Genomic DNA, 21,998 nt, shown 5'->3' on the forward strand with positions numbered 1-21,998 from the left:
GAAGAGGCACCCATTGGTTGGGAAGCATCCGATGCAACACCCGATGAATCAACCCCCAAGGGACCTGGCCGTGCCGGGCAGAGCGCAGCGCACAGCGAAAACTCAGTTGGAAGCAGTGGCACGGAATCCCCAGCGGGGCAACGCGGCGATACTGCACCAGTGCCTCAAGACCGGTCTGAACAGTCTAGCTCAGAGCCTGGTCTAGGCGCCGACCATCATCCGGCAGCCGAAACGCCACCGCTTACCGAAGGGGTGCCCTATGCCAGGGTTGATGAGCCTGATGCACGACAGATCGATCCTGGTAAGGCCGATGTGCTACAGCAAGCCCCAGTAAGTGGCGGCGTGGGACAGGCGGCTTCAGGGCAGGCCGCCAGTGCCGCAAGTGGCTCGGCCGGCGGGGGCGTTAGTATCGAGGGTGACTTTACCGGACAACTGGTGGAAGACCAGGCTGCCTCTGCAGGTCAGCTGCAAACTTCCGGAGCTCTGGATATTGCTGATGCTCAATCCGGTGGCGCTCATTTTATCGTACAGCAGGCAACTCCTGGCCATTATGGCGCATTCAGTATCGATGGTGCCGGTCGCTGGAGTTACAGCGCTGATAACGCTCAAACCGCGATTCAGCAGTTAAATGCGGGTCAGCAGCTGGTCGAGCGTTTCACTGTCAGTACCGCCAACGGCGTACAGCAGACAGTCACAATCGCGATTCAGGGTACTAATGATGCACCGGAGCTGCAGGCCGCGACCTTCAGTACCGATGAGGATGCGGGCGTTGTCCTGGGCAGGGTGCAGGCTCAGGATGTGGACAGCGGTGATCAGCTGACCTTCAGTCTGGGTCATGCTGTGGCGGGGCTGACTTTCAACGCAGACGGCAGTTATCGGTTTGATCCTTCTCACCCTGACTACCAGTATCTTGCCAGCGGACAGCAGCTGCAGTTAACCCTGCCAGTTACCGTGACAGATCGCCTGGGTGCTCAGGACAGTCGTGACTTCGTTCTCACATTGACCGGCACTAATGACGCCCCGGTCCTGACCAAGCCGCCACAGCTTAATGTTCGCGAAGATTCCCACAGCATCACTGGTACATTGGTCGCTGGGGACGTGGATACGCTGGACAGGCTCAGTTTTTCTCTGTCATCCCCAGTCGCGGGCTTCAGCATAGACGACGCCGGGCATTACACCTTCGATCCGTCCCACCCCGATTACCAGCACCTGGATGAAGGCCAGGTATTAACCCTGAAGGTCCCCGTGACCGTAACCGACAGCCAGGGAGCAAGCGACACTCAGGATCTGGTTATCACGTTAACCGGTACCAACGACACGCCGGTGATGGGGCAGATGCCTTTCGTTCAGGTCGATGAGGGAGAGGCGGTATACCAGGGCCGGTTGCAGGCCACTGACCCGGACAGTGGCGCGTCGCTCAGCTTTAGCCTGAACGCACCGGTGCAGGGGCTGACCCTGCTAAGCGATGGCAGCTATAGCTTTGATCCGTCCAACGCGGTCTATCAGCAGCTGGCCGCCGGTGAGGTTCAGACGCTCACCGTACCGGTGACCGTGACCGATGAGCACGGCAGCAGTGATACCCAGAACCTGGTGATCACCCTGACCGGCACCGATGATAAGCCGGTGCTGCAGCAGGTCCCGGGGCTGGTTGTGCATGAGGATGACAAGGTTGTACAGGGTCAGCTGCTGGCCACCGATGCGGACAGCGGCGATACACTCGCCTATAGCCAGACCCAGCCTGTTGCAGGCTTCACCCTGCAGCCGGATGGTCACTACACCTTCGATCCGTCCCACCCCGATTACCAGCACCTTGATGAAGGCCAGGTATTAACCCTGAAAGTCCCCGTGACGGTAACCGACAGCCAGGGTGCGAGCGATACTCAGGATCTGGTTATTACGTTAACCGGTACCAACGACACGCCGGTGATGGGGCAGATGCCTTTCGTTCAGGTCGATGAAGACGGTGCAGTCTACCAGGGTCAGTTGCAGGCCTCTGACCCGGACAGTGGTGCGTCGCTCAGCTTTAGTCTGAACGCACCAGTGCAGGGGCTGACCCTGCTAAGCGATGGCAGCTATAGCTTTGATCCGTCCAACGCGGTTTATCAGCAGCTGGCCGCCGGTGAGGTTCAGACGCTGACCGTACCGGTGACCGTGACCGATGAGCACGGCAGCAGTGATACCCAGAACCTGGTGATCACCCTGACCGGCACCGATGATAAGCCGGTGCTGCAGCAGGTCCCGGGGCTGGTTGTGCATGAGGGTGACAAGGTTGTACAGGGTCAGCTGCTGGCCACCGATGCGGACAACGGCGACACACTAGCCTACAGCCAGACCCAGCCTGTTGCAGGCTTCACCCTGCAGTCCGATGGTCACTACACCTTCGATCCGTCTCACGCGGCTTACCAGTCGCTGGCCGAGGGCGAGCGCCAGCTGATTACCATCCCTGTTCAGGTCACCGACAGCCAGGGACAGACTGATAGCGGAAGCCTTGTTATCCAGTTGGTCGGCACCAACGATGGCCCCGCATTACTGGGTACACCGCCCCAAAACGTGGCCGAAGATGATGTAGTACTTCATGGCCGGGTCTTGTCCAGTGATCTGGATCGGGTTGATACCGCTCAGTACAGCACCGCGGTTGATGTACCCGGTTTTGTCATGTATCCGGACGGCAGCTACGACTTTGATCCTTCAAATCCGGCTTACCAGTCACTGGCCGAAGGCGAAGTGCATGAGGTGAAAGTGCCGGTTATCGTCACCGATAGCCAAGGCGCAACCGACAGCGAAGAGTTATTAATCCGTGTAACCGGTACCAATGACCGGCCGGTTCTGGTGACCGTGCCGGACTTCAGTGTGTCAGAGGGTGCGGGTGTGGTGACCGGCCAGCTTACCGCGACCGATATTGATACGACCGACCAGTTGACCTTCGCGCTGACTCAGCCGATCCCTGGCTTTTCTCTCGACCCGGATGGCCACTACAGCTTTGATCCCACCGACCTCGCCTATGACCATCTTGCACCCGGCGATCATCAGATCCTGCGTATACCTGTAGAGGTGCGCGACGGGCATGGCGGCACCGACGGACAGATTCTTGAAATCACCATTAACGGTACCGACGATGCGCCGATACTGGCCAATACCCCGATGCAGCGGGCAACCGAAGATAGCCTTGTACAGGGGCGTTTACTGGCCACCGATGTTGATGACGGCGATACCCTCGTTTTCAGCACACCGATACAGCAGCCAGGCCTGACTATTAACCCTGATGGCAGTTACACCTTTGATGCCAGCCATCCTGATTATCAGTCCTTGGCGGCCGGTGAAGTGAAGGACCTGATTGTCCCGATTACCGTGACCGATAGCCATGGCGAGTCCGCGAGAGGGCCGCTGCATATCCGGATTACGGGCACTAACGACCTGCCTCTTGTCGGTGGTGTTGACCATGCCATGGGGACGGTACAGGGCGCTCAGGGCGGCCGTTTACATATCGATGGGGCGTTGATGGTTCACGATATTGACGCCGGAGAATCCAGTTTTACCCCGCAGCTGATCAACGGCAGCTATGGCACCCTGGCTATAGATCCTGATGGGCGCTGGAGCTATACCGCAGATACGCATCAAAGCGGTTTGAATTCGCTGCAGGGTCAGCAGCACGTGGATGATACGTTTACTGTCCGCACGGCTGACGGCACTCAGCACGATATAGCGGTAAGGATCAAGGGTTCCAATGCGCCAGCCATCTTCGGTGGTGTGACCAGCGGGATGCTCAAGGAGGATGGGCTGGACCGGTTCTCTGGCCATCTCGTGGTTAATGATCCCAACGTTGGCGAAGCGGAAATGGTGCCCGTCGATCGGGACACCGCCCACGGCCATATCACGATGACTGCATCCGGCGACTGGGTTTATACGATTAACTCGCAACATCCGGATGTGCAGGCGCTTGCCGAAAGCCAGATGCTGACTGAAAACATTCTGGTGGGCAGCATCGACGGCACGCCTCTCCAGCTGGTCGTCAATATTATCGGCACCAACGATGTGCCGACAATTGTGGGTACGTCCAGTGGCGTTATCGACGAAGACCAGGCCGGTAATACCGTGTCCGATACGCTGACTGCTCAGGACATCGATACTGGCCATCAGCTTGGTTGGGCGGTCCAGGGCGCTGATCAGGGCATCTATGGCTCACTCGCCATAGACCCGGCAACAGGCCAGTGGACCTACACCCTGGATAACAGCCGCGCGGCTACCCAGGGGCTGACCGAAGGGCAGGTTGAAACCGAACGCTTCACGGTAGTCGTTACTGACGAGCAGGGAGCGTCAGCGACCCAGGTTATTACCGTCACCGTTCAGGGCAGCAACGATCTGCCGGTCATCACCAGTACCAGTAGCACGACAACCCCCGATGATGACACTGCGATCTCTGGCACACTCTCGATTAGCGATGTCGACGCGGGGGAAGCGCACTTTACCGCCCAGACAGATACCGACGGCCAGTATGGCACGTTCAGCATCAGTGCGGACGGGCACTGGACCTATACACCGGATGATCGCGCGGATGCGATCGATAAGGGGCAGACCGGGCAGGAGGTGTTCAAAGTCACCTCCGCAGATGGTACCGAGCATTCCGTAACGATCACGGTAACCGGCTCTTCCGAATACGAGCTGGGGGGAGATACAACAGGTAGCGCCGTTGAAGATACGGCCACGACTATCTCCGGTGACCTGCAACTCACCGATTCGGGCAGGGTCGAAACCGCCCACTTCGGTGACCATGTATTGCAGGGAACCTACGGCTCGCTGGACCTGCGAGATCAGGGGCACTGGATCTATAACCTCAACAATCAGGATGCCGGTGTCCAGGGCCTTAAAGCCAATGAGGTCGTTGAGGAAAATTTCCACATCACGATGCCGGATGGCACCACACAGGATGTAGTTATCCGTGTTACCGGCACCCATGACCAACCCCAGATCCAGGCCATCGACAGTCATCCCCTGGCACAGGTTGAAGGCGCTACACAGATCTCCGATGTGACCGGTAGTACTGACCTCAGTATGTTCTCCGAGCTGGTTCAGGGCGTATCTGTCGGGCAGAAGCTGGTGGCGCTATATATGCCCGGCGATGATGAAAACAAGCTCGACGGTATCGACCCGACAAGTTTGCCGACGATTCACGATGCCTACCGACAGGCGGCAGGATCAGGCTATGTCTACCTGGATAGTAACGGCTGGTTCGGCCAAAACGTACCCGAGGTGGATTCGCAGGCGGTGGCGCCATCGGTGCGTAACAACTGGGATGGCGGTATCGCGGTATTTGAAGACGGCTCAGTGGTGCGACTGGTTAAAGTCTGTGATGGCCATAACGCATCTGAGCACGACTACATCTACTTCAAGCGTGTAGAGCATGTCGATGCCAATATCGGCGTCACTGTTATCTCGGGACGGGCTGCGGCTGGAGAGCAAGTCGAAGTTTACGAGGGCAGCCAGCACCTGGGTACTGCCACAGCTGACAGTCAAGGCATCTGGCAACTGGGCACATCGAAGCTCGCCGATGGTGACCATGCTATTCATACCGTTGTCGGAGGCGTATCCACCGATCCTGTGACTCTCTCAGTCGCGGGTGATCAGGTTGACGTAAACGAAGCCACTCCTGTCCTGGGGAGTACTACCGAAGATAATGCCGCCGAGCAAAGCCTGTCCGGTCAAATGCATGTGACCGATGCGGATACGGGCGATAACCCTGTCTTTACTGAGCAGGCCGGCACTTCAGGGCGTTACGGCACTTTCTCCATCGATAGCGACGGTAATTGGCATTATGAGCTGGATAACAGCCGTGCGGCTACGCAGTCCCTGGCAGATGGGCATTCAGCCCATGAAACCTTCGTCGTTGAAGTCACCACCAACAGCGGAGAGACGCAGACTCAAACGGTACAGGTCAACGTTGTTGGTACCAACGATGCGCCGGTTGTATCCCAGCCTATCTCGCTCGCGGCGGGAACCGAAGATACCGATGTCACTTTGAGCCTGACGCAGTTACTGGCTAATGCCACTGATCTCGATCAGGGTGAGACCGCACAGTTAAGCGTGCAGAACCTGCAGGCTGATCACGGCACCGTTACGGATAATCGGGATGGTACTTTTACTTTCCACCCGGACGCGAATTACAACGGCCCTGTCAGTTTTACCTACGATGTGCAGGATCCGCAGGGAGCAGTGGTCAGCACGTCGACGAGCATGACGCTGGCGGCAGTGCAGGATGCGGCGGTGATAGCTGGCGACAATACCGGAACGGTTCAGGAAGATCGTTTAACGGGCAGTGGCAGCAGTGCCTATGCACTCAGAGCATCCGGAACGCTGACCATCCAGGATCCGGATGCGGGTGAAGCTGAATTTGAAGAGCACCGCGCTCCGCTTGGGTTTGGTTCCGATACCACGCTGCATGGGCGTTACGGAAGCCTGACCATCTTTGATAACGGCAACTGGGATTATGAGGCCAACAATAACCAGCCCGATATCCAGCAACTGGGTACCGGAGATACGCCGCTCACCGATCCCTTCGTGGTGCACAGTGTAGATGGAACCCCATATACCATCACCATAAGCATCACTGGCACCAATGATGTGCCTACCCTGACAGCGGATAGCGCTGCGACGGCGGCTGATTTTGGCTCGGTCGACGAGGATACAGGCAAAACATTTACCGAAACCGAACTGCTGCAATTAGTTGGCGCCCAGGATGTGGACGCCAGCGATACTCTTTCTATCAGTGCAGTGACTATCGATCCCCAATATGGCCGCTTTACTCAGCAAACAGATGGTTCGTGGAAGTTCTCACCAGCGGGGGACTTCAGTGGGGATGTTCCCATCTCGTTAACCGTTACCGATGGTACCGATGACGTCACGGCTCACGGCGCTATTGCTGTCACCCCGGTTGCCGACCAGGCCAGCCTCAGTGTTACTGCGATGAACTCGGCGGCTCATTCGACGATTACCTGTGCAGACTTCAGCACCGCCTCCTCGCAGATTGTTTTTGATCCAACTACCTCCGGTTACCAGAGCCCAGGACAGGGTGAAGCATCCGGTTATTACCAGGTAAGCCAGGTAACAGGGGGAAGTGGTGATGACATTTTCCGCTTTACCGATCTGAAACCGGGTGACGCATTTACCGTCGTCGGCGGACAGGGCACGAACCGTCTGGATCTCTCAAATTTCAAAGCCGATCAAGTGTCCATTGATACTGTTCACCACCTGGCAACCGTTCATCTGCCGGGGGGGGATGCAACCATCCATTATGCCGATATCAGTGATTTTGGGTTTGATACTTCGGCGACCGATGGTAATCCGCATAAGATGGAGACCACAGGGGGCAACTGGACGATCACCGGTACTGAGCTACAGGCCACTGATAGTGGCAGCTTCCAGGTTGCTCTTGTGGGCTATGCCGGTTCTATCAGTGAAAACTTCGTCCTGTCAGCATCCGTCAATGCGCACCAGGCAGGTTCGACCTGGCAGAACGGCGGCATCGTTTTCGATTACCAGGACGAAAATAATTACAAAGTCGTGATGCTTCGAGCCGGTGCTGGAGGTTGGTCAATAGAACAAGTATCAAACGGCCAGGCTTCACAGGTTGAGTTTCTTCATGAGCCGACCCTGGCGACCAAGGATGTTGAGCATGTTGTTGAGCTTCGGGTTAATGGCTCTGTAGCTGAGTTATGGTCCGGTGGTGTATTGAAAGTCTCTCATGATTTTCATGAGCCTTTAAATGATGGCCGCATAGGGGTCGCGGCCGATCATGCGCACACTGACTTCAGGTTGTCGATGCAGCCCTCAGACTGGGCTCCTGTGGCAGAAAGTCCAGATCTAACCATGGATACCCGCGACGGCTCGCTGACGACCACCGATCTTGTAGCGGCTGCGGTCGACCCGGAAGGTCAGGAAGTCACTTTGGCCACCGTCGACACCACCTCTGCCCACGGTGGAGCGGTCATCGACAATGGCGATGGTACATTCAGCTATACGCCACCGGCCAATTTCACCGGGATGGATAGCTTTACCTACACGGTAACGGATGGCGTCAACGAGACTTCCGCCACAGTCCGGGTTTCGGTGCAGGATGCGTCCAGCGTCTCGCTGGAGGGTGGTGCGACGTTTAACCTGGATATCTCAGCCGCAGCCACAGACGTTGATGGCTCGGAAACACTCGCGACGGAAATCCTTGGGTTACCTGCCGGGTTTATGATTAGCGATGGTATACACCAGATTATTGTCTCGGATCCCAGCACACCGCTGGATGTGTCCGGCTGGGCGCTTGATCAGGTTGAGGTTACCGCACCGCTGACTTACACGGGCACGCAAGACTTTGAGGTACGGGCAGAGACTAGTGACGGCTCAAGTACGGCATTTGTTAGCAGAACGATCACACTGAACGTTCTGGTACCAACACCCGACGCTATCATCACCGGTGCCGGCGGCAACTTGCAGGAGGATCAGTCTGTCGATAGCAGCGGCATGCTGACGACTTCCGGGGCTCTGACGGTCAATGATTCGGTAGACGCTCAAGCGGCGTTCACACCGGTAACAGGCGCTGCAGGAGCAGGCAGCTATGGCACCTTTACCCTCGATGCCCAAGGGCACTGGACCTACTCTGCCGATAACAGTCAGCAGGCGATTCAGTCGTTGGCTCAGGGCGCTCAGCCGCTGACTGACAGCATTATTGTACGGTCACTGGATGGTACCGAGCACACCCTTAGCGTCACTATTGAAGGCACCAACGATACACCAACCGTCACTGCCGATAACGCGGCAAATGCAGCTGATTTGGGTAGTTCAGACCTTGGACAGCCTGTGCACTTTGGTGAATCGGATTTATTACGTCTTGTCGGCGCTGCCGACGTCGACAGCGCTGATCACTTGTCCATTTCAACTGTTGCAATTGATCCCACCGTCGGTTCGTTTGCAAAAGATGTAACCAGTGGTGACTGGGTATTTACACCAGCTGCTGGCGCCAGCGCTACCAATGCCGCCGTACAAATAACCGTTACCGACGGTACCACCCCCGTAACGGCTCAGGCAGCATTGGATGTGACGCCTCCGCCGCCTCTGGCGCTAACCGGTATTACTTCCGACACAGGAACAGATGCGACCGACTTCATAACCGCTGATAATACTCTGGTACTTTCCGGCAGCGGCTCACCCGGCGATACCATCAGAATCATGGACGGGCCTTTTTCTAGTCTTGGATCAACCACTGTGGATGCCACGGGACATTGGTCTTTCGATTACACCGGTACCGCACTGCGTGATGGAACCCATCACATCATGTTATTGGGCAAAAACCCGGATGGCACCAATGGCAGTGTTGAGCAGCCATTGGTCATCGACACGGGAACTCCTACCATAACCATTGACCCTGTCAGTCAGGATGATGTGTTTGATTCTACCGATCAGGGCTCACCCATGGTGATAACAGGTAGTGTTACGCACGTCGACGACGGTAATACTGTTACCATTGAAATTGCTGGAAAAACCTATACAGGAAGCGTACATGGTGACACTTGGAGCGTCACGATTCCAACAGCGGATGCAAGTGCCTTGCAGGATCAGAACCTGCTGGTTCAAGCCCATGTAGAAACGACTGCCGGTACACCGGCGCAAGCCCAACATCACCTTATCGTAAGCGCGTCACCCGATACATTGCATTCCAGTGGGCAGGTTCAGGAAGATATTACCGTTACTCACGCTGGGCAGGTATTCCAATTAAACGGCGCAGGTACAGTAGATACACCAACCCGCTTGGATGGTAATTTTGGTAGCCTGATCGTCGATGCCTCAGGTCAATATCATTATCAACTGAACAATAATGCGCCTGAAGTGCAAACGTTGGGTCAGGGCGAATCAGTAAGTGATCATTTCCTGATTCCGATCACGCTGGCCGATGGGAGTCATAAACTGGCTCAGGTTGATTTTGATATTGCTGGCACCAATGATGCTCCAACAATAACCGGGGGCTTATCTGCTGAGCGTTCTGTTCAGACTACTGCCACAACCCATATGTCCACCACCGGACAAGTCGTGATCAATGACGTTGACACTCACGATACGTTATCGCTAACGATAAACGGTCAGCAGGTGGATTTATCTGCGGGAACCGCAAAGATTGATACTGCGGTGGGTCAGCTTACCATCAGACCAAATGGTAACTGGGAATATATGCTCGATAAAGGGGGGCCAGAGCGGGACCAGCTCAATTCATTGCTTCACACAGGTGGCAGCCAGCAAGAACGCTTTTATATTGTCCTTACAGACAACCACGGTGAATCCCGTGTTGCCGATATCGTTGTCAACATTACCGGGGATGCCGGCAATCCCACTTTACGTGGCACATTGCGTGCTGCGGTAGTAGAAGATGCCACATTGGAAGCTGACGGTGTGCTTAATGTGGTTGATGCCAATGGTGTCAAGCAAACCGGCGTTACCGGTTGGGCAGTCGATGCCTCCCATTCAGGCTCTCATGGTACTTTCACGATTGATGCACAGGGGCATTGGCATTACACCCTTAACAATGCAGACCCGGCTGTGCAAGCGCTGGCCGGTGGGGAGCAGCTAACTGATCATGCGACGATTAACGCGGTCGATGCCAACGGACAACAAATTTCCCGCGTGATTGACGTCGATATCACCGGCACCAACGATGCCCCGATCATTACTGGTGACCATGTGGGGAATACGGCAGAAGATTCTACAGCCAGTATTTCCGGTAAGCTTCTTATCAGTGACGTTGATACAACCGATGCGGTTAGTTTCACCGCAGAAACAGTCAGAGGTAACTACGGATCGTTAACTGTAGATGCCAATGGTCACTGGACCTATCAGGTTGACAACAGTCTCCGGGCTACACAGGGTTTAAATGCTGGCCAGACAGAACCAGATACCATAGAGGTTACAGCTACCTCCACCGACGGTAGCAGTATCAAACGCGTCATCACAATTAATGTCACCGGCAGTGAAGATAGCCCTGTTATTGCCGGTAGCCATACCGGTGCGGTTACCGAAGATGCTGCAACGGCGACTATCACTGGTGACCTGACTGCGACGGATGCAGACCTCGGTGACAATCCGACTTTCCAGTCATTGACAGACCTGCAGGGTACCTATGGCAAGCTCAGTATAGATGCCACTGGCCACTGGACTTACTCACTGGATAACAGTTTACCCGCCACTCAGGCACTTTTAGACGGACATTCTCAGCCTGATACATTTACAGTGACAGCGACAACGGTTGATGGAGAAACGGTTACCCAGGATATTACAGTGACCGTTACGGGAACAAATGACGCACCGACCGTAACAGCCCATGACGCAGCAAATGCCGCTGACCTGGGTACAACCAGTGAAGATACCTCCAAAACTTTCACCGAGGCGGACCTACTGCAACTGGTAGGGGCAAGTGATGCTGATTCCGGCGATACCTTGCATGTGACGGCTGTCACCAGCCCGCATGGTACTTTTACGCAAGATGCGACCAGTGGCGACTGGACCTTTACCCCGGCAGCGAATTATCACGGTGATGATGTTCAGGTAAGCCTGACAATCAATGACGGTCATACTGACGTCACTGCGCACGGCACCATCGATGTCACCTCAGTCACCGATGTTCCAACCCCTTCTGTCACGGTAACGGCCGAGCAGGAGGTCATGGAATTTGCCGCCGGTTCAGCCAGTGGTGTGGTCAATACAGGTACCGTCAATGCAGGTGGTACCATGCATGGCATCACTATCGATATGACCATTCTGGGCGGTGATCAGGTTTCCTCATCTGGTGGGCACGGAGCGACGCTGATCTCCTATGGCACATCATCCGACTACAACCATATGTACATCTGGAACGATGTGCCGGGTAAAGATCTCACATTCCGTGTAGGTGGCCAGGAGTACGCGACGGGTGTTGAGATGCGTAACGATGGTCATGACCATCGATATACCTTCTCCTGGGATGGTAACGCCGGCACCCTCGATGTATTAGTGGATGGCCAGGTGGTCAAGCAGATGACGGGAGTTGGCCAAGGCGCGACGATCGAAGATGGCGGAAAATTCGCACTCGGTAACGATCAGGACAGCTTCGGTGGTGGATTCAGTGCTAATGATGCCTTTACCGGCAAAATCTTCAACGTCGGTATTGCAAAAACCGCTGTCGACACGGCTCAATTGCAGACGGCACAGGTGGGTTCACTGCTACAGGGTGATTCCGACCTGCTTACAGTGATCCATGTTCAGAACGGCCGTTTTGTTGACCAGACTGGCAACTACCAGTACCACACGGTAGGTAGCGTGCACGTGTCCACCGTTGAAGTGGATACCAGTATCGCGCCGCCCAACCCGGGCGCACTGCTGTCAATCAAGCTTTCAGCAGGAGCGCCAGCCGACACAGATGATCAGGTGACGGCCCAATCTCTGGTTGGACTGCCCGCGGGTACGGTCATCAGTGACGGTCATGGACACTCAGTCACCATCACTGATCCAACCCATCCAGTTGAGGTTCAAGGGTGGACGCTTTCCAGTCTAACCGCACAATTACCCGCGAGTTATACGGACAACATACTGGTCGATGCGAGCGTTACCACCACCGGGCCAGATGGGCAGGTAGAGTCAGCCAATAGTTATGCAGGTGTGGTGCTCGATCCAACAAAACCGATGCCACAGGCAAGTTCCAGCGGAGCCGCAGTTACTCTCGCCAGCGATGTATCATTGACCTTGTCAGTGGACACTAATGCGCAAGCAACATCGATAAATATTGATCCTGTTACGCAGGACAACATTCTGGAACACAGTGAATACAAAGGATTAGTCACTGTAACCGGCACGGTCAGTGGCAACTTCGAAAATGGTGACACAGTAACCATTAATGTCGATAACATCAGCTTTACAGGACAGGTCGATGCATCGGGTGTATTTGCCGTTGAAGTACCCGCAGCAGCGCTTGCAGCAGATAATGAACTGGAGGCGTCCATCAGCCCGGCACAGGGTGGTGGCACGTTCAGCGAAACCCTTCGGTATGGTGTAGACATAAGAGAGGCTGGAGGAATCACCGTTGAATTGGTCGATGACACAGGCAATCCAACGGATCATCTAACCAGTAATGGTGCACTCAATTTCATCGGAGAGGAAGTCGGTGGTCGTCTCGAATTCTCTACCGATGGAGGGCAAACCTGGGAGCCTACGTTTGCGCCACAGGAAGGGCACAACCAGTTCCAGGTGCGTCAAATCGATGCCCACGGCAACGTGTCAGGCGCAACTGACTTTGCGTTCACTCTGGATACACAGGTTGGCAATCTGGCTGTCAATCTGCCCGATGCGGGCAGCGATAACCAGTACTCTCCTGATGAGCTAAGCGCTAACGGGACATTAACTGCAGAAATCCAGTTACCGTCAGATGCGGTAGCGGGCGATACGTTAACCATTGATGGTACGGACTACACGCTAACCTCGCAGGACATCTCGACCGGCGTAGTCCAACATGATGTAACACCGGGCCAGCAACTGGCAGTCAGTTTTACCGACCAGGCGGGTAACACCTCCACGGTTGCGACCTCATCTGTCAGCCAGTTTGCCTCGTCAGTATCGATCGACTCGATTGACAATTCTCTGGAAGTATCCGTCGATACAAGGGGTGGACATCAGGTTCATGGGCAGAATCATCCAGGCCAGAGCGACAAATGGCAGACCAATGCGTTTGAGACGACTTCAGGTGATGTAACGATACACGGCAGTGCCGTGGGGGTTGCAGATGGCAGCCCAATTACCGTGCATCTGGAGGATCGCCTTAATCCACAAAACAGTTTTGATCTGCAAGGCACTGTCAGCGGCGGCCAGTGGTCGGTAACCATCGATCACACCAGGGTAGATCAGGTGGGCGATCACGACTGGCAGGTTAATGCCAGCACAGCCGATCTGTTCGGCACCGCGCTTCACGCCACAACTGAGATTATTAATACCGATGGTCTCAGCCAGACGCTCAGTGAGAATGGTGCTGCTGGCAGTCTGGACCTGCTCGACGGAGCAGACCAGATCAATGTCGCACAGGTTCTCTATTCCACTGACGGCACGCACTTTAGCAGTCAGCTACCGGCAGGTGTGAGCCTGGATGCAGATGGCCATACACTGCATGTAGATCCCAACAGTTCAGCGTTTGACCACCTGGCACCGGGTGATGAGCAGAAGGTCTACGTTCGCTACCAGCTTACTGAAACAGTAGGCGGCACCGCTGAGCAGGTTGACCAGACCGCGGTTATCACGGTCACCGGCACAGACGACCTGGTAAGAATTTCCGGGACGACCAGCAGCCTACTCGACACCGCCACCAGCCAGAGCGCACAGGGCACGCTGGCGGTCACTGACCCTGATAGTGCTGTACCGCCGACTGATTTTGTTGTGCAGAGCAGTACGGCTGGAACCTTTGGTAGTTTCAGCGTCGATATTAACGGCGACTGGACCTACACACTGGATCCAGACAACCCGGCTACCCGCGCACTGGCAGCAGGCGAACAACAAACCGATACCTTCACGGTGACCACCTCTGACGGTCTGACCCATGATGTAGTGGTAACCGTTACCGGTGCGGATGACTTACCCGAGATCACCGGCACCACCAGCGCAGTGGCGGATGACACCACTGGTCAGGCGCAGGGCTCACTGGCGGTGACTGATCCCGATGATCCGCAGTTTGTATCTACAACCAGTTTCGTGGCGCAGACAGGTGTTCAGGGGCAGTACGGTAGCTTTGAGGTCAATGCACAGGGCCAGTGGCACTACACCCTCGATCCATCGTTGGATGCGACCCGCGCATTGAAAGATGGCGAACAGCAGCCGGATACCTTCACAGTAACGACCGCCGATGGCAAGAGTCATGAGATTACAGTGACCGTGACCGGTACAAATGACGCGCCTACCGTATCCGGCAGCGTGCATCTACCGAATCTCGGCGATGAATCACCGGTTACGATAACCGAGGCACAGTTACTTTCACACACTTCCGACATCGACCTCACTGCTAGCGAGTCGCTGAGCGTTAGTGGGGTCACTGTCGATCACGGTAGCATCACTAACCACAATGATGGCACCTGGACCTACACTCCGGAATCGGGGTACACAGGCAATGTCCATTTCAGTTACCAGGTAGCGGACGAGCAGCATGGCACCACGCCTGCCTCTGCCGACCTGACAATATTTAATAACGACTTGGCTCCAACCGTTACAGCGACAGACAGTGCTCATGCCGTTGATTTGGGTAATACCGCTGAAGATACAACCATGACCTTCACTGAGGCCGATCTTCTTTCTAAGGTGGGTGCTCATGACTCTGATGCAACGGATACGCTTAGTATCAGTGACATCACCTCACCTCATGGCACCTTTACCAAGCTTGCCAGCGGTGAGTGGGAGTTTACGCCTGAAGCCAATTACCATGGCGATGATGTCGCTATCAGCATTCAGGTGAGTGATGGAAGGCTTGCAACCACAGCGCAAGCCGTCATCGATATTAGCTCAGTCACTGATGCAGCGATTATTAGCGCTTCGGTCACTGGGGTATCGACCATCACTCGTCAGGTTGAGACTGCGGTGCAATCACTGGTCGAAACCGCGACTGGCACCACGGATACGCCGTTGGACTTATTGTATCTTGATGCGGCTTACATCGCACCTGGAACACCCGGTAATGCAGTCGCTTTTACCGTTCCAGTCGGGGTTGATAATCACTGCATAACCGGCTTGTTGATTGATGGTCAATTAGTGAGTGGTGATCCTGTTTACTGCGGGCTATGGAACATCGACAAACAGGATACAGTGGTCTTTCCTAATCTTGATATTGATGCTTTCGTGAATGCACAGGATATTACTTTCCAATTTGCCGATAATGCGCCTGCGGAGCTCGATATCAAAATTACTTATGATTGGACGGGTAATGGTAGTGGCTGGTCAGAGGATGCGACAGGCGGGCTAACGAGTGAAGCTGGAACCTTGCATATCGATCGGCATGGCACGGTTATGGAAATGCGAGATATCGACGTGTTTGCCTCGCCTGAAGACGCGCCCATATTGCTTGATATTGATGTGCAAGCGTCAGTTGCCGATGACCAGTTGGCAAGTATTGTGATTATGGGCATACCTGATGGCGCCACTCTGTCAGCAGGTAGTCATAACGCAGATGGCTCCTGGACATTAGCACCAGCAGATTTGGCAGGTTTAACACTGACACCGGCTCAGGATTGGCGGGGGGATATAGACCTTCAAATTGTTGCTAAAACGTCAGATGGCACCCAAGAAGCTGAACAAACCTCTACTCTTAGCGTGACTGTGGCGCCTGTGGCCGATGTGCCTACGGTCACAGTGAATGCAGTGAGGAATGACGAAGATTCTACCTTCGACCTGGATATTCAACTGGGTGGGCATTTTGATGCCCACGAAAGCCAAAGTATAGAAATTTCGGGTATCCCTGTTGGCAGTTCTTTGAGTGCGGGAACTCTAAGAGCGGATGGCGTTTGGGTACTCACACCTCAGGAACTGCCAAATTTATCGCTGGCACTGCCAAAAGACTATGAAACCAGCTTAACGCTTGATGTAAAGGGTGTTGCTACCGATGAAGGAGGCGTTACTGGCAGTCTGACAGTTCAGATGTCTGTTGATGTTAATCCTTTAGAAGACGCGCCTGATATTCGTTTAACGTCAAATCCAGTGTTTAACGAAGATACGTCTTATACTTTCAAGCAGGATGATTTCGGATTTCATGATGTAGATTCTGCAGATTCACTACACCATGTGACACTGACCCAACTCCCTGCCTCTGGTGCTTTGTTATTGAACGGTCAGGCTGTAACAGCCGGGCAACAGATTGACGCGGCTGATATTCCACAACTGGTTTTCCAGCCAGCAAAGGATTTTCAAGGTCACCTTTCTTTGGGGTTCACCGTTAATGACGGTCAGCTCGATTCTGCTGAATCCGTCATGGAATTGGATGTCATCAACGTTAATGACGCGGCCACGTTCACTGGTGATAAAACCGGCAGCATGACTGACGATAAGGACGCCCTTGCGACGATATCCGGAAAGCTAACGGTTCATGATATTGATTCTGACGATCGTCTTGCAGTTCACTCTTACACAGGAGAAGAAACTTACGCAGGTTCAAATGGTTGGGGGTCGTTAAAGATTGATCCAGATGGTAACTGGGAGTACACCCTTTACGATCGCACTATGGAATTACCCGAGGGTAAAGTGGTGACTGATAGCGTTACTGTTCACAGCAGTGACGGCACCCCTCAGGTGATTACCGTGACCATTACGGGCACCAATCAGGCGCCAATAGCCGGCGCTTCGGTACATTTACCCGATGAAACCAGTGGCACGCCGTTTACCATTAGTGAAGCGGCATTGTTGGCTAATGCTCATGATGTTGACCTGCAAGCCGGTGAAGAACTGACTGTCCATAACCTCCATGCAGGTTATTCTACGGTCAATGACAACGGCGATGGTACCTTCACGATAACGCCACAAAGTGGCTATACGGGTGAAATACAGCTGTTTTTCGATATACAGGATCCTCTAGGAGGCGTATCGCCAGGTCTGGCGTCGCTAGATATTGTAGCGCCATCAACGACTGCGTCAGTCAGCTCGAATGATACTGTTGCCTCACAGTCGGTTGTCGAAGACCAAACTGTTATTGATGAACATGGCGGTCATTTCCTCGGTGCTGCGGGTGTTGTGTCTACTGATGCAGATGGCCAAGCTATTTCTTTTGCTGGTCAAACAGTCACTGGCGATCACGGCGGCTCATTGCTGATGACCCAGCTTGGAGGCGTGTGGCAAGCGCGCATTGATAATGATTCACCAGAAGTTCAGGCATTGAACACCGGTGAAAGCTTTGTTGAAACCTTTACGGTGACCGATACTGACGGCAATACTCACGATATCAAGATTACTGTGGAGGGAACGGATGAGGGCGTGCAGGCTAATCCAGCGCCACCAGCATCCGATGAGTCAGCAGGCACGCTTGTTGAAGAGGCTGCACTAATAAGCTCAGATGAACCCGAATCAGCGATCAGTGATTACATGCAGTTTGCAGCCAGTGGCACAGACCAGGGCGCAAGCAGCACTACTAGCGATACTTCAGCGGTAGATGACTATCTCAGCGCGGCAGGCGTTACTTCTGACAGCCTTACCTCTGGCGGAGACGATGCTACTCCGACGGAGGTGCTGATGGATCTCGGCACTGCTGCTGACGAGCAGCCGGACAGTGCTCCGGAGCCTGCTGTGGATGAGATGCCGGATAGCGTTGTGCCGGCTGACTCATCCGATATCGATACGCAACAGGATGATCCGCAACACCACGGAATTTGAGAATTAGTAACCTATGAAAAAAACAGCGCTAGCTCTTACCATCGCAATGGCTTCTTCCTCTCTGCAGGCCGCCGATCTGATGTCGGCCTACGAGGCGGCGAAGGCCAATGATGCGCAGTATGCGCAGGCCCGTGCCGATTTTGAGGCGGCTGGTGAAAGGCTGCCGCAGGGGCGCTCCGGGTTGCTGCCGTCGGTATCCCTGTCCGGCAATTACACCTATAACTGGGAAGAACAGGAAAACGAAGACGCCAATACCACCACTGATTGGGATTACAGCAGCTATGGCGCGACGCTATCGCTGACCCAGCCGCTCTACCGACGTCAAAACTGGATTGAGTATGACCAGTCCAAGCTCCAGGTCAGCCAGGCCGAGGCGGCCTTTGCAGAAGCGGAGCAGAACCTGATTCTGCGCCTGGCGGAAGCCTATTTTGGTGTGCTGCAGGCCCGTGCGGATGTGGAAGCCGCCGAAGGCTACCAGTCGGCGGTCGCCTCACAGCTCAACATTGCGCGTGAGGCGTTCGATATCGGTACCGGTATCAAAACCGATGTACACGATGCTGAAACGCGTTACGCCAATGCCACCACCCAGCTGATTGCGGCACAAACCGCGCTGCAGGTGCAGCAGCAGGCGTTGGCTGTTATCACAGGCGTTGGGGCCGCAGAGAGCGAGGGTCGCCTAGACGGTGCTCAGCTCAGTGCGCCGGAACCGTTGGACCTGGATCAGTGGGTGCAGCGTGCGATGACTGCTAATAACGCGGTGCAGCAGCAGAGTATTGCCGCGGAGATCGCGCGACGCGATGTGGAGCGACAGCGTGCCGGTCATCACCCCACTGTGGATCTTGTGCTTTCAACCGGCTACAACTCGACCCTCGACAGCGGTGATCGTGAGAACACCGATGACAGCCGTATTGCTTTGCAGTTTAACCTGCCGCTTTACCAGGGTGGCGCTGTTTCTTCCCGCACACGCGAGGCGTCTTCAAACCTGGTCAGTGCCCAGTCGGCGCTGGATTATGCGCGTCGCAGCGCGGGGTTGTTGGCGTCCCAATCTTACCTTGGGGTGGTGAATGGCTTGGCTCAGATTCAGGCATCGGAGCAGGGGCTGGAGTCTGCGCGCAATGCGGTGGTATCCAACAAGGATGCTTTTGACCTGGGTGTCAGGCTGAATATCGACGTGCTGAACGCGCAGAGCCAGGTGTTCACGGCCGAACGGGATCTGAACCGGGTGAAAGTGGAAACCTTGCTGGCACAGCTGCGGCTTGAGGCCGCCGCTGGCACGCTGACCGAGGAAGATGTTCGCGTAATGGATGCCATCATCAAATAAACAAGGCCCGAGTGCGGGGAGACGTTATGAAACGGACGACTTTGTCGACGGTTATTCTTATGCTGGCCGCAACCTCTTTGCAGGCCGATGATAACGCTCCCCGGGTTGAACAGGTGCAGTTTGCACCCGGCGCGAATTCGGCGGTTATCGAAGGTTCTTTGACCGGGTACGAGTCGGTGGATTACCGCCTGAGAGCCGCTGCCGGTCAGCGTATAACGGCGCAAATGCAGGGCACGAACCTTGCCAACCAGTTCAATGTACTGCCTCCAGGCTCGTCTGCCGCCGCGATGTTTGTCAGCGGTGGCGATGAGGCGTTTAACGCTATTCTGCCGGATGATGGTGTCTACACGTTGCGTGTCTACCTGATGCGTGCTGCTGCCCGGCGCGAAGAGAAAACTGATTTTTCGTTGCAGGTACAGATCACCGGAAAGCCGCTTAAGCCTTTACCCGCGGCGGAGGACGCACTGGTGGCGGGCACTAGATATCACGCGCAGTCCGAGATTCAATGCCAGCCACCCTATATCGAGGCGCAAACCTGCAGTGCAGGTGTCGTTCGTCGGTCGCCGCCGGGAACGGCCACGGTTGATATTGGCTGGGAAAATGATGGACGCCGCCGCCTGCTGTTTATCGACGGTGCTCTTGAATCCACTGACACCTCATCGGCCTGGACAGTCAACCAGGGCGCCAACGGCACCTACAACGTTGAGTTCGATGATGGGGCGCGGTTTAGCGTTCCTGAAGCACTGGTGAACGGCGGCTGAAGGCCGTCAGGTTTTGCGCCTGGGCAGCAGGCGCAAAACCGCGATGCCCGCGAAGATCAGGACGATCAACGCTACCAGTCGCCAGAACATGTGATTCACCAGGTTTTCCGAAAAGCTCTCTGCCGTCGCGAGATCCAGTTGTAACTGTGGTAGCAGTATCTGTAGCTGGCTGGCCAGCTGATTGGATGCCGTTACCAGCTCGAGGGCGCTGGTTGAAAAGTCAGATTCCTGTTCCGTAGGTGCTGTTCCAGTCGACTCCTCGTCAAAACGCGCCATCAATTTATCAATATTGACCGCGGCCTCATTGGTCATCATGGCGAGGTCCGCAGAGGCTTTGATCAGCTCCAGGGAGGAGGGCAGTATCTCTTTAGCCTGGCCGCTGCTGTCAGAGATAGAGGTGAATATCTGGGCCCTTTCCTGAGCAATCCTCTCAAATAGATAGTCGATAGCACGCTTGCGTTCGGCACTCAGGTTTTCGAACAGGTTACGCTCAACCTGGGCGAGGTGATCGGGGTAGGACGCCAGTGTGACCTGAAAGGCGTTGAGTGTTTGTTGCAGTTCGTCAAACTGCGCCAGGGTTTCCTGAACTTCCGGCGTTGCCAGTATACGGTAAGCCGAGAGTTCGGCTTGTTCTCCGACGATGTAGGTTAACCGGCCCGTGTACCACATGGCGCGCTCTGCAAAGAGCAGGGCTTCGTCGATGGCTGATACGGCATCGTTGATCTCTTCCAGCAGACCCACGGCGGCATCCCGTTGTTGTTTCTGAGGCATGCCACGGGCATCAGCAAACTCATCGAAGCGAATCAATTCAACGACAAGGCGGTCGGGGTTTTCTTCAAGCCAGGCATCGATAAGGCTGCGCAGGGTAGCCTGCTGATCTGGGGACAGTAGCCTTGATGAACGCTGCCAGAGACCCCGTTCCGTGTTTTTCAGCTGGGCGAGGGCATCGCGACCGCGATCTTCCCCCCAGATTTTAGGAATCCAGTAGTTTTCGAAGGTTTGGCGCTGCAGAGTCACCAGTACCAGCATATCCAGCAGAGCGATATCTGGGTTTCGACCCGCGGCGATCTCGGTGGCGGCGCCAAAGCTGTTGCGCATGAATGACTGGATCAGCACGCGCTCATTGCTGGTTTGTGCCTTGGGGCGCAGGTGCAGGAAGGCAACTTCGGAGACGGATGAAACATATTCGTCAGCCATCGACATCACCAGTGCCTGCAGACCCAGCATATCCATGTCCGACTCTACCGAGCCATCTTCGCTTTGCGCGCTGAGCTGCGAACCGGGATCGGGACGTTTCGGAGTATCTTCAATGATGGCGCAGCTGCTAAGCAGGTAACCGGTCAGCGCTAAAACCATGAGGCGAGAAAGCGAAGCTGTTAGTGAGCTTAATGGCCCCGGTCTCGTCATATTACGGCTCCAAAGTCAGCGTGCAGAGGTAGATCAACCATAGAATAATAGCGGTTGGAGAACAGCGTGAGGTGTTGTTTATGAACCGATTTTAAAGATTCGCTGGTTTTGATGACATCTTGAGG

At 55.0% G+C, this 21,998-nt stretch carries 4 protein-coding genes; 3 read left to right on the forward strand and 1 reads right to left on the reverse strand.

The genetic code is table 11. The annotated features are described in order from the left end of the window. The first annotated feature begins 252 nt into the window (after positions 1–252). Genes ACQUQP_RS08545 through ACQUQP_RS08555 form a run of 3 tightly spaced genes read left to right on the forward strand, consistent with a single transcriptional unit; the run spans position 253 to position 20,466 of the window. The gene (locus ACQUQP_RS08545; RefSeq protein ID WP_432698375.1) at positions 253–18,384 is read left to right on the forward strand and encodes a VCBS domain-containing protein; all 18,132 of its coding nucleotides are present in this window, start codon (positions 253–255) and stop codon (positions 18,382–18,384) included. A 13-nt stretch (positions 18,385–18,397) separates the two neighbouring features. Continuing rightward, a complete protein-coding gene (locus ACQUQP_RS08550) occupies positions 18,398–19,705 on the forward strand; it encodes a TolC family outer membrane protein (protein WP_432698376.1) in 1,308 nt (435 codons plus the stop codon). 26 nt (positions 19,706–19,731) lie between these two features. Beyond that, on the forward strand, positions 19,732–20,466 hold the full coding sequence (locus ACQUQP_RS08555; RefSeq protein ID WP_432698377.1) for a hypothetical protein: 735 nt from the start codon (positions 19,732–19,734) through the stop codon (positions 20,464–20,466). Positions 20,467–20,472: 6 nt separating this feature from the next. Here the strand turns inward: ACQUQP_RS08555 and ACQUQP_RS08560 are convergent, their stop codons facing one another. Further along, positions 20,473–21,822 carry a hypothetical protein gene (locus ACQUQP_RS08560; protein ID WP_432698378.1) on the reverse strand — a complete coding sequence of 450 codons (1,350 nt, stop codon included), beginning with the start codon at positions 21,820–21,822 and terminating at the stop codon, positions 20,473–20,475. Positions 21,823–21,998: the final 176 nt, after the last annotated feature.

Origin of the sequence: Marinobacterium sp. YM272 (genome assembly GCF_050908845.1) — a bacterium.
GTDB lineage: Bacteria > Pseudomonadota > Gammaproteobacteria > Pseudomonadales > Balneatricaceae > Marinobacterium_D.

Excerpts from the sequence above, each read along its gene's own strand:
- ACQUQP_RS08550 (WP_432698376.1), top strand. The coding sequence starts at position 18,398 with ATGAAAAAAACAGCGCTAGCTCTTACCATCGCAATGGCTTCTTCCTCT.
- ACQUQP_RS08555 (WP_432698377.1), top strand. The coding sequence starts at position 19,732 with ATGAAACGGACGACTTTGTCGACGGTTATTCTTATGCTGGCCGCAACC.
- ACQUQP_RS08560 (WP_432698378.1), bottom strand. The coding sequence starts at position 21,822 with ATGGTTTTAGCGCTGACCGGTTACCTGCTTAGCAGCTGCGCCATCATT.